This window comes from Streptomyces sp. NPDC021749, from assembly GCF_040640655.1.
Classification (GTDB): Bacteria; Actinomycetota; Actinomycetes; order Streptomycetales; family Streptomycetaceae; genus Streptomyces.
The window spans coordinates 1-15,940 of the sequence record NZ_JBFACE010000005.1 but is presented as its reverse complement, the minus strand read 5'-3'; the positions used below and the strand labels follow the sequence as shown (position 1 = coordinate 15,940).

Genomic DNA, 15,940 nt, shown 5'->3' with positions numbered 1-15,940 from the left:
AGGAGGACGGAGGGAGGACGGAAGGAGGGCGGAAGGAGGGCGGAAACAGATGGGGCAACCCGGGGATGGACGGTGCCCGGGGCTCCGGTGGTGGTGCGGGGCGGGCCCGCCTGCCGCTGCCACCGGAGCCCCGGGGCCGCTCACCCGAGACGGGTCAGCTTCGCCCCGAAGGCGGGCTCGACGAGGTCGTCCTTCAGGGCGACCGGGACCTTCTGGGTGCTCGCGCCGTTGCCGACCGTCAGCACACCGACCTTGGTACCGGCCTTCGCCTCGTGCGGCAGTTTCTTGCCGCCGGTGCTCATCGAGAACGTCGCCTTCATGCCCGGCCAGCCGACCGCCGACAGGTCCTTGGTCGCCACGACCGGGGTCTGACCGCCGAGGCCGTCGTCCACGTACCCGACGACCTGGCCCTTCTTCACCACGGTGTCGGACACCAGCGCGTTCCGGGCCGCCGTGATCACCGACTGGGTGTTGTTCAGCACCAGGTCGAGCTGCGCGTTGGAGTCCGGGCTGTTGGTGTGCTGGTCCATCGTCACACCGAGGATCAGCTGGTCCTTGCCGCCGACGGTGCGGTAGCTCGCCCACATGAACGTGCCGCCGGCGGGCGTGCTCGAACCGGTCTTGATGCCGGCGACCTGACCGGCCATCGTCGTGAGCAGCTTGTTGTTGTTGTAGATCTTCTCCGGCAGGCCGTCGATCTGGACGTTCTCGGTGCGCACGACCTCGCGGAACACGTCGTTCTTCATGACCTGCTCGGCGAGCTTGAGCTGGTCGACGGCGGTGCTCACGGTCGACTTGTCCAGGCCGCTGGGGTCGGTGTACGTCGTCTTGCTCATGCCCAGCCGCTTGGCGGCGGCGTTCATCCTCTTCACGAACGCCTCAACCGAACCGGCGTCCCAACGGGCCAGCTGCCGTGCGACGTTGTTGCCCGAGGGGATCATCAGCATCTGCATCATCTGGTACTGGCTGAACTTCTGGTCCTTCTTGAGCGGGACGCGCGACTCGTCCCCCTTGTTCGAGTCCGCCTCACCCTGCGCGTCGATCGTGATCATCTCGCCCTTCTCGCCCTTCTTGAGCGGGTGGTCGCGGAGGATCACGTACGCGGTCATCACCTTGGCGACGCTCGCGGTAGGCACCGGCTTGGCCGCACCGGAACTGCCCATCCGGCCGACGCCGACGACCTCGGCGGCGGCCTGGCCCTGGTCCGGCCACGGCATCGAGAGCGTGCCGCCCTTGAAGGTGAACGAGGTGGAGGCGCCGACGGCGAGTTGCGGATCGGGCAGCGGGCGCACCCCCTGGGCGATCACGTAGATGATCGCCAGCAGCACCGCCAGCGGGGTCCAGATCTTGAACCGGCGGACGACCGTGCGCAGCGGGGTCTCGGGCGGCGGCGGGGTGTTGGTGAGCTGCGCCAGGAGGTCGAGCGGCGGCAGCGGCTCCTGCTTGGTCCGCTCGGACTCGGGCAGCGCACCGGGACCGGCCGGCGCGGTGGCGCCCGTCGGGGCGGCGGGCGGCAGGGCACCGGGCGGACCAGCGGGCTTGGCCGACGCGGCGGAGGCGGCGGAGGCGGCGGAGGCGGTGGTTGCGGCGGACGGCAGGGCGCCGGAGGGCTTCTCCTTCGCCGCGGCCTTGCCCGTCGTCTTGTCCGCTGTCTTGTCCGCAGTCTTGCCGGGGGCCTTGCCGGCGGGCTTGGAGGTCGGCTTGCCGGGCGTACCGAGGGGGGTCCGGGGCGCCGTCTTGCCGAGGGACTTGCCGGCCGTGCCGTCGTCCGCCGACTTCAGCGCCACGAACTGGCTGGTCCGCTCCGAGTCACTCTCGGCAGCGGCCCCCTTGCCGCCGCCCTTGCCGCCCTTGCCGTCCTTGCTGGCCTTCTCGCTGCTCTTCTTGGCGTCCTTCGGGTCCGCGCTCTTGCCGGAGTCCTGCGCGGAGTCCTTGTCGGCGTCCTTCGCGGAGTCCTTCGCGGAGCCCTTCGCGGAGCCCTTTTCGGCGTCCTTGGCGGCAGCCTTGGCCGGGGCCTTGGCGGGCGGGTTGATCTTGAGGGCGGTGGTCGCCTGGTCGACCGGTGCGGTCGTGTCGGCGGAGGCGCCCTTCCCCTTGACCTTCGCAACAGCGAACACCCGGGTCACGTCGTCCACTGCCGACCCGTCGGCCCCGTCGCCCTCGTCGGACGCCTCTACGGGCTTGCTCTTCTGCGGCCCGACCGTCTTGAACACAGCGGTCGGCTGGTCAACGGCCTCAGACTTCGCCCTGGCCCCGGACTTGGCCTCGGACGTGGCCCGGGCCTCGGACGTGGGCTTGGCCTTGGCCTTGGGCTTGAGCTCGGGCTTGTCCGCACCCTTGCGCTCGGGCTTGCCGTCCTTGTCGTCGCCCTCGCTCGCCTCGTCGCCCTCGCTCGCCTCGTCACCCTCGCTCGCCTCGTCACCCTCGGGAGCGTCCGCACCGGACTCAGCCTTGGCCGCGGCATCGCTCTCCGACTCGGCGGCAGCCTCGGGCTCACCCTCCGACTCCCGCTCCGGCTTCACCTCCGCCTTTGCGGAAGCGTCGCCGGCCTTCGCACGCCCCTGGTCGCCCTTCGCGCCGTCCTCGACTCCCTTCGCGTCACCGTCATCGGTCTTGGCGCGGGCACCGGCAGCCCCGGCCTCGGCACCGGCATCGGCACCGGCACCGGCACCGGCAGCCCCAGCCTCGGCACCGGCACCGGCATCGGCATCGGCGTCCCCGTCGCGCTTCCCGGCAACCCAGGCCGCCACAGCCGTCCGCAGACGCTCGTCACCGGCCTCGGGGGCCTTCTCGTCGCCGGGGGCCTTCTGCGCCCCCTCGGACGCCTCCGGAGCCTCGGCGCCCCCGGACGCCCCGGACGCCCCGGACTCCTCGGAAGACGCGAACGACGCGAACGACGCGGACGACTCGGAAGAATCAGACGACTCCGCCGATCCGGTCGACTCGGAGTCCTCACCCTCCCCCGTCACCGATTCCTCCGCCGGCTCGGCCGGCTCCCCTCGGAGGGCGGACAGACGCGGATCACGTTCGTCCTGCGTCGTCTCCCCCGACGACTGCTTCTGGTCCGACTTGTCGGGGGACTCGCCCGCCACCGATGTCTCCTTCATATGTCGCACTGCCGCATTGGCTCAGTGTTCCCAAGTGTCCTGTGTTCCGCTGGCAGCACCTCGCCGCCACGCGAACGGGTATGCGCCGCACCCACGGATAGATGTCGCCAACGTGCAAGACGAGAACGACATACCTACCGGTTACCTACCGAACCCCCCACGCACTCTCGACAGATGAATGTGAGAGGGGTCACCCTGTCATTCATCCACGCGGGGAGGCATGGATGGGCAGGAGCCGCAGAACAATTCCGGAGGAGCTTCTGCTGCTCGCTTTGGACCCGGCGACGGGCACCACAGCGCAGCCGCAGTCGCTCGACCTCGGCCTGGCCGGGGCCCAGCTAGTAGAGCTGGCTCTGGCAGGACGGATAGCCCCAGACGGGGATCGTATCGCCGTGGTGATGGCACGGCCGACAGGAGATCCGACTCTGGACTCCGCGCTCGAACTGCTGCGCCGACGCGGCAGTCCGGTGCGCGCGGTCCACTGGATCGGCGGGCCCCGGCTGGGGCTGCGCCAGACGTACCTCACGCATCTCGAACGGTGCGGCATGGTGCATGCCGTGGCGGGCCAGATGTGCGGGGTGCTGCCGACGACGCGCTACCAAGCGACGGAGACGGCCATCAGCCGGGAAATCAGGGCCCGGCTGGACAACGCGATCCGCACCGGCGTACCCCCGGACCCGCGGACCGCGGCACTCGCCGCGCTGGCCCATGCGGTCGGACTCGGCAAGCACCTCTACCCAGGGAACGAGGGGCGGTCATCGCGCTCCCGTCTCCGGGATCTGATCCGGCACGACCCCATGGGCGGGCTGGTCGCCCATGCCGTCATGGACGTGCAGAACGGCGTCGCGGCGCAACCACGGCGGTCGCAGGCCGCCGCCGGGGGCGGCGCGGTACGGCAACCGGCATCCCGCGCCACGGCGAACGCGTCCGGCACGCCGGGCCAGTCGCGGCACGGTCACGGCAGGATGGCCCGGGTGGGCGCCCGCTGACGCCCTGAAGGGCCCGTAACGGCCGGTCGTCGGGCACGAGACCGTACGACCGGGCGCCCTGCTGCACGGACGCCCACCGGTTCCGCACCAGTTCCACCCGTTCCACCTGTTCCACCCGTTCCACCAGTGCACCACCGCCCCACGATCCCGTTCGGGAGCCGCAGCAAGGAAGCGCGGGGTGGCGGGCCGGCCGCTTTGGACGACGGCCGGCCCGCCACCCCACGCACACGCTCGCTCGCCTTCTGTGCGCATTTCACTGCGCGGCGTGACCCGGGAGTGGCAGTCTGCTGACCAGGAAATGACAGCAGTACGGAGCCGGAGGTGCACATCCCGTGGCGTCCCACGTCAATCCCACCGTCAGGCGACGCCGGCTGGGCCAGGAGCTACGCAGGCTCCGCGAGCTCAAGGGCATGACGGCGGAAGAGGTGGCCGATCGGCTGCTGGTCTCGCAATCGAAGATCAGCAGACTGGAGAACGGCCGCCGCAGCATCAGCCAGCGTGATGTCCGCGATCTCTGCGGGGTCTACGAGGTCGAGGACCACCGGATAGTCGATTCGCTGATGCAGATGGCGAAGGACTCCCGCCAGCAGGGCTGGTGGCACGCCTTCGGCGACATCCCGTACAGCGTCTACATCGGTCTGGAGACCGAGGCCGCCTCGCTGCGGATCTACGAGTCGCTGCTCGTGCCCGGGCTGCTGCAGACGCCCGGTTACGCCGAGGCGGTCATTCCCGGCACCGTCCCCGAGCTGGCACCGGACCATTTGGAGAAGCGCATCCAGGTGCGGATGCGCCGCCAGGAGCGGGTGAACGACCACGAGCGCCCGCTGCGGCTGTGGGTCGTCCTGGACGAGAGTGCGCTGCGGCGGGTGGTCGGCAGCCATCTGATCATGTGCGAACAGCTCGACCACCTCGTCGAGCTGAGCACTCTCCCGCACGTGACCGTGCAGGTGCTCCCTTATGACGCCGGTGCGCACGCCGGAATGTCGGGAACCTTCTCCATCCTGGAATTCGACGATGCCGCGGATTCCAGCGTGGTGTACATCGAGGGCGTCACCAGTGACCTCTATCTGGAGAAAACCAACGATGTGCACAAATACACGATCATGTACGAGCATTTGCGGGCGCAGGCCCTGAGTGCCGAAGCGAGCCGGGAGTTCATCGCGGACGCGGCGAAAGTCCATGCGGACAAGATGAGGTGAGGCCGGGACGGCGGGACCGGAACAGGGCCGGGACGGCAGGGCTGGAACAGGACCGAAAGAGGGCGGAATACGGGGTTCCGGAAAGTAGGTTGGCACGGTACACCTGCACCTACCGTCATGAAAAGAGATCAAGGAATATGCCATTCGGACGAGTGAACGGCCCCTGCGGTTGGTGATGTTGGCGCGTAGCGTCGTCATCACCGAATCCGCGGTAACTCAGAGTGAGTTGGAGTGAACATGGCCGTGCAGCCGAATTCCGCATTCTCCTGGACCAAGTCCTCGTACTCCGGTGGTAACGGCGCCTGTGTGGAAATCGCCGTACCGACCACCGCCGCCATCGCCGTGCGCGACTCCAAGGACCCCGAGGGGCCGCGCCTCACCTTCGACAACGCCTCCTGGCACCGCTTCGTGTCGGACGTCGCCGACGGCGCGTTCGACGTGGCGTGACCTGAGCCGGCACGCTCCACAGTCCGCACCCGCGGATACGAGCCCTCTCGACTGGATCGCCGTCCCGGCCGAGGGGGCTCGGCCTTGCCCGCTTCTCCGCGCACTCCCCCGCGCACTCCCCTGCGCCCTCTCCCCGCCCCGTCACCGCCCGTCAGCATCCATCAGCGCAATTCGGCCACGTACCGGTCCGTCCCGGGGACGGTCGGCACGAAAGGCGCCACCAGCTCCACCCGGCCGAGCCCCGCGTCCGCGACCTCCTCCCCCAGGCCCGCGAAGTGCGCCGCCCAGTCGTCGCGGGGATCCCGCTCCAGGAACCACAGCAGCGTCAGCCGGGTGTCGACGCCCTCGACCTGCCGTACGTACGACATCCGGTCACCGGGCAGCGGGGTCGGCCGGAAGACCGTGACCATTGCCGCGGGTGAGCCGGTCAGCCGCCGCGGCAGCTGCCGGTCCCGCAGCCACTCCAGCAGCCCGGCCCGCTCCTCCGGCCCGGCCGCGTCGATCACCTCCAGCACCAGCCCCGCGTAGGGGTGGTCCAGGGCGTGGAAGTCCCGGGGGCCCGCCGCCCCGTCCCGGTAGACCGTCGCCAGGTGGTCCTGGAAGGCCGTGAAGACGTGCGTGCGGTGTTGGTGGATCCGGCCGTCCCGGTTGAGGCGCCGGTTGATCGCCACCGTCCAGCGCATGTGCTCGTCGTAGCGGCCCTCGGTGAGCCAGTACGTGGAGAGGTAGCAGCCGGCCGTGACCGGACGGGCGACCGCGGACTCCTGCGGATAGCGCAGCAGTTGCAGCTCGCGGGTGGCGACCCAGCGGCGGCCGGCGAACATCCAGGGCATCGCCATGGCACCGGCGATGTAGTGGTCGTCCTCATACCAGCGGTTGTAGGCGTACTCATGGCCGGGATGCGGTTCGACCATGGTGATCAGCGCATGCCCGGGGCGGACGCCGTAGGGGCCGACGGCGGCCAGTTCGGCATACGCGGCGACGTGGGTGGCGGGCCGGCCGGTGGCAGGGGTGGCGGTGGTGCCCTCCGGCGTGCTGCTGCTCGTGCGCTCGCTGTCTGCGGTCATGGGGAACAGGTGTAGCTGACGTGGCGTCAGAAGGGGAGGGGTCCGTCCTGCCCGGCGGGGGGAGGAGGGGGCAGCAGCCCTGCCCGTCAGGGGAGGAGTCCGTCCCGGCCCGGCGGGGAGGGGTCCGTCCCGGCTCGGCGGGGAGGGGGTCCGCCCTGCCCGCCAGGGGAGGGGGTCCGCCCTGCCCGCCAGGGGAGGGGGTCCGCCCTGCCCACCAGGGGAGGGGGTCCGCCCTGCCCACCAGGGGAGGGGTCCGCCCTGCCTGCCGACTGCGCATCTTGCTCACCATGTGGGCATGCCTGCACATCCGTTCATGTCCCGCTTAAGCTGCCTGGCATTTACAGCTAACGCGGGTTAACCCGCGGCCGGAGTGAAGGGGGAACCGCCATGCCGGATGCGATCCTCGTCGATGCCCGTACGCCCCGCCCCACGCCCGCCCGTACGCCGCTCCCCGAGCTCGCCGCGCGGGCGGCCCGCACCGACAGTTCGCCGGTACGGGACATCCTGGCGCTCACCGCCCGGCCCGAGGTCATCTCGTTCGCCGGCGGGCTGCCCGCTCCGGAGCTGTTCGACGCGGCGGGGATGGCCGCCGCCTTCCAGCACGTGCTCGCCGATGACCCGCGGCGGGTCCTGCAGTACTCCACCAGCGAAGGCGACCCGGCGCTGCGGGCGGCCGTCGCGGCGCGCACCACCGCCCGCGGGCTGCCCACCGGTCCCGACGAACTGCTGGTGACCACCGGCTCCCAGCAAGGCCTGTCACTGCTGGCCACCGTCCTGCTGGAACCGGGCGACACGGTGCTGGTCGAGGACCCCTGCTACCTGGCGGCGCTGCAGATCTTCTCGCTGGCGGGTGCGCGGGTGGTGCCGGTGCCCACCGACGACGAGGGGCTGGACCCGGCCGCACTGGACGAACTCGCCGCCCGTGAGCGGCCGAAGCTGCTCTACGTCATCCCCACCTTCCAGAACCCGACCGGCCGTACGCTCTCCGCCGAGCGGCGGGCCGCGGTCGCCGAGATCGCCGCCCGGCGCGGACTGTGGATCGCCGAGGACGACCCGTACGGCGAACTCCGCTTCGAGGGAGAGACGGTGCCGTGGGTGGCGTCCTTCCCGGGGGCCGAGGACCGTACCGTGCTGCTGGGTTCGTTCTCGAAGGTGATGGCGCCCGGCCTGCGACTGGGCACGCTGCGGCTGCCGGCCCCGCTGCGACGCCCCTGCGTCATCGCCAAGCAGGCCACCGATCTGCACACCTCGACCGTCGACCAGGCGGCCGCGGCACGGTACTTGGCGACCACGGACCTGGACGCCCATCTGGCGCGGGTGCGCGACGCGTACCGCGAGCGCCGGGACGCGCTGGTCGACGGGCTCTCCGCGGCGCTCCCCGAGGGCTCGCGGTGGAACCGGCCGTCGGGCGGCATGTTCGTGTGGGCCACGCTGCCCGCCGGCCATGACGCGACCGCGCTGCTGCCGGGGGTCGTGCGGCACGACGTCGCGTACGTGCCCGGGGCGCCGTTCTTCGCCGGGACGCCGGACCCGGCCGCGGTCCGCCTGTCGTTCGTGACGCACACGCCGGAGGAGATCCGCGAGGGCCTGGGGCGCTTGCGCGGGGCGCTGGAGGAGGCGCGCGGGGAGGGGTGAGCGCGGGCAGCGGCGGGGGCAGGTAGCGGCGAACGCGAGCAGCGGCAGCGGCGGTTAGCGGCGAGCGCGAACGGCGGCGGAGGCAGGTAGCGGCGAGCGCGAGCAGTGGCGGGGCAGGCAGCGGCAGAGGGGGTAGCGGCGAGCACGGGCAGCGGCAGAGGCGGGGGCTTCTCGATGGCCGCCGCGCCCGGAGGGGCGGCCGAGGAGAGCTGCCGCTTCGGGACGACCGCTGCGGGGAAGGACATGGGTGGGAACACCTTTCCGGGAGGACGGATGACCCAAGGCAGCCCAGACACCCACGGCCCGGACGACCCGACGCGCGGCGCGCCCGCACCCGCACCGGATCCCGCCGACGACTACCCGACCGAGCCGCCCCCTTCCCTGCTCCGCCGTGCGTGGGCCCGGCTGTGCGGCGCCCGGGTGCGGGTGGCCGCCGTCCTGCGCCGACTGCGCTCGGTGGTCCGGCTGCGCCGGGGGCACGCGCACTGACAGGGTGGCGCGGCACCGCCCGCACCCGTGATCCGCGTACGACCGAGGCTGTTCCTTCCCGGCCCGAGGCTCTAATCTGACTCACCGTCAGAATGCGTACGCGGATCACAGCGCCCGGAGGCGGAGATGCTGCTGCGGAACAAGACCGTCGTCGTCTCGGGCGTGGGCGCGGGACTGGGCCATCAGGTCGCGGCGGCCTGCGTACGGGACGGTGCGTCGGTGGTGCTGGGCGCGCGCACGGAGGCGAACCTCGCCAACTCGGCGGCGCAGATCGACCCTTCGGGGGCGCGTACGGCCTGGCGGGCGACCGACATCGGCGACGAGGCGCAGTGCACGGAGCTGGCCGCGCTGGCCGTGGAGCGGTTCGGCGGGATCGACGCGGTGATCCATGTCGCCGCGCTGGACTCGCTGTTCGGCGGGCTGCGGGACGCCGACTTCGACTCCTGGCGCGCCGTCGTGGACGTCAACCTCTTCGGCACGCTGCGGATGACCCGGGCCTGTCTGCCCTCGCTGACCGCGCGCGGCGGGGGTTCGGTGGTGTTCATCGGCACCCAGTCGTCGGTCGCGGCGCCCTCGCAGGTGCAGCAGGCGGCGTACGCGGCGTCGAAGGGCGGGCTGGTCTCGGCGATGTACTCGCTCGCCCGCGAACTGGGGCCGGACCGGATACGGGTCAACACCGTGCAGCCTGGGTGGATGTGGGGTCCACCGGTCGAGGCCTACGTACGCTTCCAGGCGCAGGCCGAGGGCGTACCGGAGGCGGAGGTGCTCGGGCGGCTCACCGAGCGGATGGCACTGCCCGAGCTGGCCACGGATGCCGATGTGGCCGAGACCGCGGTCTTCCTGGCGTCCGACCGGGCGCGCGCCATCACGGGCCAGTCGCTGCTGGTCAACGCGGGCGAGCTGATGCGGTAGTGGGGGGGCGGGGGTGAGGGGCGGGGGGTGAGGGGCGGGGTCTCCTTTACCTGCACGGAGGGGAATACCGCCTGCGCCCGAACCGTTGCGGCCCCCGAGGGGGCGTTCGCGCCCCCTAGGGAAAGTGTTCGACCTTCCCGTAAGGGGCCCGCCGCGTAGGGGCCACGTCGCGTAGGGGCCACGTCGCGTAGGGGCCACGTCGCGTAGGGGCCACGTCGCGTAGGGGCCACGTCGCGTAGGGGCCACGTCGCGTAGGGGCCCGCCGCGTAGGGGCCACGTCGCGTAGGGCCCGTCACGTAGGCACCCGCCACGTAGGGGCCCACATTGCGTAGGGGCCATATTGCGTTAAGGGCCCCATTTCGCACGGAGCCCATCGCGTAACGACCCCAGCCCCTTCGCCCTACGCGCCTACGCCTTGCACCCCCACGCCCTCGCGCCCTTACGCCCTTACGCCCGCGGATACCGTGCCAGCCACCCGGGGGACGAGGTGGCCGGGCCGTGCAGGGCGGGGCCCTGGGTCATTTCCATGGCGAAGTCGTCGGCCAGTTGCAGGATCGTGGCCCGGCCCTCCAGTTCGACCAGCCAGACCGGCGGCAGCGCCGTTTCGCCGTGCAGGGTGCCGAGGAGGTTGCCGCAGATGGCGCCGGTGGAATCGCTGTCGCCGCTGTGGTTGACGGCGAGCAGCAGGCCGTGCCGGAGGTCCTCGGCGACCAGTGCGCAGTACACGCTGATGGACAGCGCCTCCTCGGCCGTCCAGCCCTCGCCCAGCGACTCCACCCGGGCCGGCGTCGGCATGCCCTGCCGTACGGCGCCCAGCGCGCGCTTGAGGGCCTCGGTGGTCTCCTCGTGGCCGGGGCGGGTGGCCAGGTGGGCCAGCGCCTTCTGCACCGCGCCGTCGAGGTCCTCACCGCGGGCCAGGGAGTGGCTGATCACGGCGAACGCGCCGGCCGCCAGGTAACCGGTGGGGTGTCCGTGCGTCTGCGCCGCGCACTCCACGGCGAGCTGGAAGACCAGCTGCGGCTCCCAGCCGACCAGCAGTCCGAACGGCGCGGAGCGCATCACCGCGCCGCACCCCTTGGAGTCCGGGTTCTTCGGTGCCTCCAGGGTGCCCATCACCTCGTCGCCGAGGCCGGTCAGGCAGGCCCGGCCGGGCGCGCGGCGGGAGTAGAGCCACTCCTCGCGGGCCAGCCAGCCGTCGTCCTCCTTGCGCTCGTCGGGGCCCCAGTCGCGTTGGGTGGCGGCCCAGCGGAGGTAGGCGCGGTGGACGTCGGTGGGCGGGTGCCAGGCGCCGGTGTCGCGGCGTACCTGGGCCCGGATCAGCCCGTCGACGGTGAACAGGGTCATCTGGGTGTCGTCGGTGACCGCGCCGCGCCGCCCGAAGGCGGGCACGAAGTCCGTCACGCCCTCCTGGCCGTGGGCCGCGCGGATCGCGTCCAGCGAGTCGAATTCGATACCGGCACCGAGCGCATCGCCGATGGCACCGCCGAGCAGGCAGCCGCGTACCCGGCTGCGGAAGTCCTGCTGTTCTGCGCGCCCCCAGATGGCGGCGCCGCCTCCCGCTGCGCTCACTGTGCCTCCCGAAGCTCACCACGTCCCGGAGGCCTTGCTAAGGCCCCCGGCGCAGCACTGTAATCGACCGGGATTGATCAGTTTCTGGCCAGGTGAGTATGCGCATAGTCACTGGCTAGGCGGCTTTTGGGCGCTACGGTCCGGATGACTGCCGAACTGCGCCTCCGGGAGATCTTGTTATGACACCGCGCTGCGCCGTACTCGACGACTATCAGGGCATCGCCCTGTCCCTGGCCGACTGGTCGCCGCTGGCCGGTGCCGTGGAGGTCCGTACGCTGCGCGAGCCGTTCCGCTCCGAGGACGAGGTGGTCGCGGCGATCGGCGACTGCGAGATCGTCGTGGCGATGCGCGAGCGCACCCCGTTCCCCGCCTCACTGCTCGCCCGGCTGCCCCGGCTGCGGCTGCTGATCACCTCCGGGATGCGGAACGCCGCCATCGACCTGGCGGCCGCCGCCCGGCACGGGATCACCGTCTGCGGCACCGCCAGCAACACCGAGCCGCCCGTCGAGCTGACCTGGGCGCTGATCCTCGGCCTCGCCCGCAACGTCGTCACCGAAAGCACCGCGATGCGCGCCGGGGGCCCCTGGCAGTCCACCCTGGGCGCCGATCTGCACGGCCGTACGCTCGGGCTGCTGGGCCTGGGCAAGATCGGCAGCCGGGTCGCGCGGATCGGCCTGGCCTTCGGCATGGACGTGGTGGCGTGGAGCCGCCACCTGACCGCCGAGCGCGCCGCGGAGGTGGGCGTACGCGCCGCCGCCACCAAGGAGGAGCTCCTGGAGGCCGCCGACTTCGTCTCCGTCCATCTGGTGCTCGGCGACCGCACCCGGGGGCTGCTCGGCGCGGACGAGCTCCGCCGGATGCGGCCCACGAGTTACCTGGTCAACACCTCGCGCGCCGCTATCGTCGACCAGGCGGCGCTGCTGCGGGCGCTGCGCGAGAACTGGATCGCCGGCGCCGGCCTGGACGTCTTCGACCAGGAGCCGCTGCCGGCCGGCCACCCCCTGCGGACCCTGCCGAACGTGCTCGCCCTTCCGCACCTCGGCTATGTCACCCGCCGCAACTACGAGGGCTATTTCCAGCAGGCCGTCGAGGACATCACCGCCTTCTTGGCGGGCGGTGCGGTGCGTCAACTCAACTGATGCGCGGCGGCGCCGGGGCGCATCCGTTCGATGATGGCGGCGCCGCACGCTGGGCATGCTCTCCCCATGTCCGAGTACGAGTGGGATCGCACCACCATGGCCGTCGTCGCCTCGGCCCTCTCCGGGGACAGCGACGGCGCGGTGGAACTCCTCCGGCCGCTCCCCCAGAGCGACGTCTGCCACATCGCCGTCCGGCTCGCCGCCATGGCCGCCGATGCCCTGATCGTCGCCGCCCAGGACAGCGGGGGTGACCGCGAGGAAGCACTGTCCCAGTGGCAGCAGTGCATCCTCCAGCACGAGTCGGAGTACGACGGGGACTGAGCCGGGCCCCCGCCGCTACGCCCGTCCGCTCAGCCCGCCAGCGTCTCCGTTCGGTCCACCACCGGGAGTCCGCCGGTCCACCACCGGTCTCCGTTCAGTCCACTACCAGGAGTCCGTTCGGTCCACCACCGGTCTCCGTTCAGTCCACTACCAGGAGTCCGTTCGGTCCACCACCGGTCTCCGTTCAGTCCACGACCGGCAGCAGCTCCGGCAGGTGGCCGTCCGAGGCGAGGGCGGCTGCCTGGCGGTCCTCGGGGACCGGGCCGTAGGTCGTGGTGCGGGGTCGGGCGGGGCGGCCGGCCCGGTCGGCGATGGCGATCAGGTCCTGGATGGAGCGGTAGGAGCCGTAACTGGAGCCCGCCATACGGGAGATGGTCTCCTCCATCAACGTGCCGCCGAGGTCGTTGGCGCCGGAGCGGAGCATTTCGGCGGCGCCCTCCGCGCCCAGTTTGACCCAGCTGGTCTGGATGTTGGTGATGTGCGGGTGCAGCAGGATCCGGGCCATGGCCGTCACCGCGCGGTTGTCGCGGGTCGTCGGGCCGGGGCGGGCGATTCCGGCGAGGTAGACGGGCGCGTTGGTGTGGATGAACGGGAGCGTGACGAACTCCGTGAAGCCGCCGGTCTCCTGCTGGATCTCGGCCAGCAGCCGGAGGTGGCCGAGCCAGTGGCGCGGCTGGTCGACATGGCCGTACATCATCGTCGAGGACGAGCGGATGCCCAGCTCGTGGGCGGTCTTGATGACCTCGACCCAGGTGGCGGTGGGGAGTTTGCCCTTGGTGAGGATCCAGCGGACCTCGTCGTCGAGGATCTCGGCGGCGGTGCCGGGGACGGAGTCCAGGCCGGCGGCCTTGGCCTCGCTCAGCCATTCGCGGATCGAGAGTCCGGTGCGGGTCGCGCCGTTGACCACCTCCATGGGGGAGAAGGCGTGTACGTGCATACCGGGGACGCGTTCCTTGACGGCGCGCGCGATGTCGAAGTACGCCGTGCCGGGCAGGTCGGGGTGGATGCCGCCCTGCATGCACACCTCGACCGCGCCCACGTCCCAGGCCTGCTGGGCGCGGTCGGCGACCTGGGAAAGGGAGAGGGTGTAGGCGTCGGCGTCGGTGCGGCGCTGGGCGAAGGCGCAGAAACGGCAGCCGGTGTAGCAGACGTTGGTGAAGTTGATGTTCCTGGTGACGATGTAGGTGACGTCGTCGCCGACCGTGGCGCGGCGGAGGTCGTCGGCGATTCCGCAGAGGGCGTCGAGGGCCGGTCCGTCGGCGTGCAGCAGCGCCAGCGCCTCGGGGTCGGTGAGCCGGGTGGGGTCGTCGGCGGCCCGGGAGAGCGCCTGCCGTACGTCCGCGTCGATCCGCTCGGGCGCCATACCGGGCGCGGCGGCCTCGCGCAGCGCCTCCCAGTCGCCGTAGACCTCGTCGAAGTCGTCCCGGCGGTCGGCGCTGCGGCCCTCGGTGTCGATGGTGCGGTGCAGGTCCGTACGGCCCGAGGAGCTCGCCGTGAAGCCCTCGTCGGGCTCCTGCCACGGCCGGCCGACGACGGGGGCGTCCTCGACGGCCAGGCCGGTCTCGGGGTCGGCGAGGGCGCGGACGTGCGGCAGCAGGCGGGGGTCGAGCCAGGGTTCGCCGCGCTGGAGGAACTCGGGGTAGATGGGGAGCCGTTCGCGCAGGCGGAAGCCGGCGGCGGCGCAGTGCTCGGTCAGCTCCTCGATCTGCGGCCAGGGCCGCTCGGGGTTGACGTGGTCCAGGGTCAGCGGGGACACCCCGCCCCAGTCGTCGATGCCGGCGTCGATCAGCAGCGCGTATTCGCCGTCGACGAGGTTGGGCGGTGCCTGGATGCGGGTCGAGGGGCCCATGATGTGCCGGGCCACCGCGATGGTCGCGGCCAGCTCCTCCAGTTCGGCGTCCGGCATGCCGCGCATCGCCGTGTCCGGCTTGGCGCGGAAGTTCTGCATGATCAGTTCCTGGATGCCGTGGTAGGCACGCTGGATGCGGCGCAGCGCGAAGAGGGACTCGGCGCGCTCCTCGTAGGTCTCGCCGATGCCGATCAGCAGGCCGCTGGTGAAGGGGACGTTGGAGCGGCCCGCGTCCTCCAGGACGCGCAGCCGGACGGCGGGTTCCTTGTCCGGTGAGCCGTGGTGCGGACCGCCGGGCTCGCTCCACAGCCGCTCGGCGGTCGTCTCCAGCATCATCCCCAGGGAGGGGGCGACGGGCTTGAGGCGCTGGAAGTCCGTCCAGGACAGCACGCCGGGGTTGAGGTGCGGCAGCAGTCCGGTCTCCTCCAGGACGCGGATGGCCATGGCGCGGACGTACGAGAGGGTGTCGTCGTAGCCGTGCGCCTCCAGCCACTCGCGGGCCTCGGGCCAGCGGTCCTCGGGCTTGTCCCCGAGGGTGAACAGGGCTTCCTTGCAGCCGAGTTCGGCACCGCGGCGGGCGATGTCCAGCACCTCGTCGGGCGACATGAACATCCCGTGTCCGGCCCGGCGCAGCTTGCCGGGGACGGTGACGAAGGTGCAGTAGTGGCACTTGTCCCGGCACAGCCGCGTCAGGGGGATGAAGACGCCCTTGGAGTACGTGATGACGCCGGGGCGGCCGGCGGCCTCCAGGCCGGCGTCGCGCACCCGGGCGGCGGACGCGCACAGGTCCGTCAGGTCGGCGCCGCGGGCCTGCAGCAGCACCGCGGCCTCGTCGACGTCCAGTGCCACGCCGTCGCGGGCCCGCTTGAGCGCGCGGCGCATCGCGTTCGCCGTCGGGCGGCCCTCGGGGGCGGGCCGGGCGCCCGTGCCGCGGTCGGCCGCTTGCCCGGACGCCTGGTCGGATACCTCGTCGGATACCTGCTCAGGTCCCTGCGCGCTGGAAGTCATTCTCCGAGCATACGAGCGCCCACCGACAGTGCCGCCGCCGGAGAACGACGGCCGGTTGTGCCGCTGATCACTGGGCCGGCCGGTCCCGGCCAACCGGGCTCCTAGATGAACGACTCCAAGGGATGGCCTGCGGATATAGGACGAGGGCGTCCAATGTCAGTGTGTGAAGACAGACCTGGACACCCTCGCGACAGCACTCTATGCCCGGA

12 protein-coding genes are annotated in these 15,940 nt (G+C 71.7%); 8 read left to right on the top strand and 4 right to left on the bottom strand.

All coding sequences use genetic code 11. From position 1 onward, the window contains the following. Positions 1 to 140: 140 nt before the first annotated feature. Positions 141 to 3,092 carry a serine hydrolase gene (locus tag AB0G35_RS06495; RefSeq protein WP_360944670.1) on the bottom strand — a complete coding sequence of 984 codons (2,952 nt, stop codon included), beginning with the start codon at positions 3,090 to 3,092 and terminating at the stop codon, positions 141 to 143. A gap of 239 nt (positions 3,093 to 3,331) precedes the next feature. Between AB0G35_RS06495 and AB0G35_RS06490 the strand changes: the two genes are divergently transcribed. From AB0G35_RS06490 to AB0G35_RS06480, 3 genes are all read left to right on the top strand, one after another. Continuing rightward, complete coding sequence (locus AB0G35_RS06490) at positions 3,332 to 4,096, top strand: GPP34 family phosphoprotein (RefSeq protein WP_360944667.1); 765 nt, start codon at positions 3,332 to 3,334, stop codon at positions 4,094 to 4,096. A 332-nt stretch (positions 4,097 to 4,428) separates the two neighbouring features. Next, the gene (locus AB0G35_RS06485; RefSeq protein ID WP_360944664.1) at positions 4,429 to 5,295 is read left to right on the top strand and encodes a helix-turn-helix transcriptional regulator; all 867 of its coding nucleotides are present in this window, start codon (positions 4,429 to 4,431) and stop codon (positions 5,293 to 5,295) included. A 237-nt stretch (positions 5,296 to 5,532) separates the two neighbouring features. Next, a complete protein-coding gene (locus AB0G35_RS06480; RefSeq protein ID WP_360944661.1) occupies positions 5,533 to 5,742 on the top strand; it encodes a DUF397 domain-containing protein in 210 nt (69 codons plus the stop codon). A gap of 161 nt (positions 5,743 to 5,903) precedes the next feature. Here the strand turns inward: AB0G35_RS06480 and AB0G35_RS06475 are convergent, their stop codons facing one another. Then, entirely contained in the window at positions 5,904 to 6,809 is a 906-nt protein-coding gene (locus AB0G35_RS06475; protein ID WP_360944658.1) for a hypothetical protein, read from the bottom strand. 387 nt (positions 6,810 to 7,196) lie between these two features. Here AB0G35_RS06475 and AB0G35_RS06470 point away from each other — a divergent pair, with 387 nt between their 5' ends. From AB0G35_RS06470 to AB0G35_RS06460, 3 genes are all read left to right on the top strand, one after another. Beyond that, on the top strand, positions 7,197 to 8,444 hold the full coding sequence (locus AB0G35_RS06470) for a PLP-dependent aminotransferase family protein (protein WP_360944655.1): 1,248 nt from the start codon (positions 7,197 to 7,199) through the stop codon (positions 8,442 to 8,444). Positions 8,445 to 8,717: 273 nt separating this feature from the next. Beyond that, positions 8,718 to 8,933, top strand: a complete 216-nt coding sequence (locus AB0G35_RS06465; RefSeq protein WP_360944652.1) for a hypothetical protein — start codon at positions 8,718 to 8,720, stop codon at positions 8,931 to 8,933. Between the two features lie 126 nt (positions 8,934 to 9,059). Beyond that, positions 9,060 to 9,845 carry an SDR family oxidoreductase gene (locus tag AB0G35_RS06460; RefSeq protein ID WP_360944649.1) on the top strand — a complete coding sequence of 262 codons (786 nt, stop codon included), beginning with the start codon at positions 9,060 to 9,062 and terminating at the stop codon, positions 9,843 to 9,845. A gap of 447 nt (positions 9,846 to 10,292) precedes the next feature. Here AB0G35_RS06460 and AB0G35_RS06455 read toward each other — a convergent pair whose 3' ends face one another. Further along, positions 10,293 to 11,414 (bottom strand): ADP-ribosylglycohydrolase family protein, encoded by a 1,122-nt coding sequence (locus AB0G35_RS06455; protein WP_360944646.1) that lies wholly within the window; start codon positions 11,412 to 11,414, stop codon positions 10,293 to 10,295. A gap of 179 nt (positions 11,415 to 11,593) precedes the next feature. On the opposite strand from AB0G35_RS06455, the gene AB0G35_RS06450 reads away from it, so the two are divergent. Both AB0G35_RS06450 and AB0G35_RS06445 read left to right on the top strand, forming a co-directional pair. Next, a complete protein-coding gene (locus tag AB0G35_RS06450; RefSeq protein ID WP_360944643.1) occupies positions 11,594 to 12,553 on the top strand; it encodes a D-2-hydroxyacid dehydrogenase family protein in 960 nt (319 codons plus the stop codon). Positions 12,554 to 12,619: 66 nt separating this feature from the next. Then, positions 12,620 to 12,874, top strand: a complete 255-nt coding sequence (locus AB0G35_RS06445; protein WP_030415575.1) for a hypothetical protein — start codon at positions 12,620 to 12,622, stop codon at positions 12,872 to 12,874. A 184-nt stretch (positions 12,875 to 13,058) separates the two neighbouring features. On the opposite strand, the gene AB0G35_RS06440 is transcribed toward AB0G35_RS06445, so the two are convergent. Continuing rightward, entirely contained in the window at positions 13,059 to 15,731 is a 2,673-nt protein-coding gene (locus tag AB0G35_RS06440; protein ID WP_360944640.1) for a bifunctional FO biosynthesis protein CofGH, read from the bottom strand. Positions 15,732 to 15,940 lie beyond the last annotated feature (209 nt).

What these genes read in the sequence shown, in the direction of transcription:
- AB0G35_RS06490 (WP_360944667.1), top strand. Translation starts at nt 3,332, where the DNA reads ATGGGCAGGAGCCGCAGAACAATTCCGGAGGAGCTTCTGCTGCTCGCT.
- AB0G35_RS06480 (WP_360944661.1), top strand. Translation starts at nt 5,533, where the DNA reads ATGGCCGTGCAGCCGAATTCCGCATTCTCCTGGACCAAGTCCTCGTAC.
- AB0G35_RS06475 (WP_360944658.1), bottom strand. Translation starts at nt 6,809, where the DNA reads ATGACCGCAGACAGCGAGCGCACGAGCAGCAGCACGCCGGAGGGCACC.
- AB0G35_RS06470 (WP_360944655.1), top strand. Translation starts at nt 7,197, where the DNA reads ATGCCGGATGCGATCCTCGTCGATGCCCGTACGCCCCGCCCCACGCCC.
- AB0G35_RS06465 (WP_360944652.1), top strand. Translation starts at nt 8,718, where the DNA reads ATGACCCAAGGCAGCCCAGACACCCACGGCCCGGACGACCCGACGCGC.
- AB0G35_RS06460 (WP_360944649.1), top strand. Translation starts at nt 9,060, where the DNA reads ATGCTGCTGCGGAACAAGACCGTCGTCGTCTCGGGCGTGGGCGCGGGA.
- AB0G35_RS06450 (WP_360944643.1), top strand. Translation starts at nt 11,594, where the DNA reads ATGACACCGCGCTGCGCCGTACTCGACGACTATCAGGGCATCGCCCTG.
- AB0G35_RS06445 (WP_030415575.1), top strand. Translation starts at nt 12,620, where the DNA reads ATGTCCGAGTACGAGTGGGATCGCACCACCATGGCCGTCGTCGCCTCG.
- AB0G35_RS06440 (WP_360944640.1), bottom strand. Translation starts at nt 15,731, where the DNA reads ATGACTTCCAGCGCGCAGGGACCTGAGCAGGTATCCGACGAGGTATCC.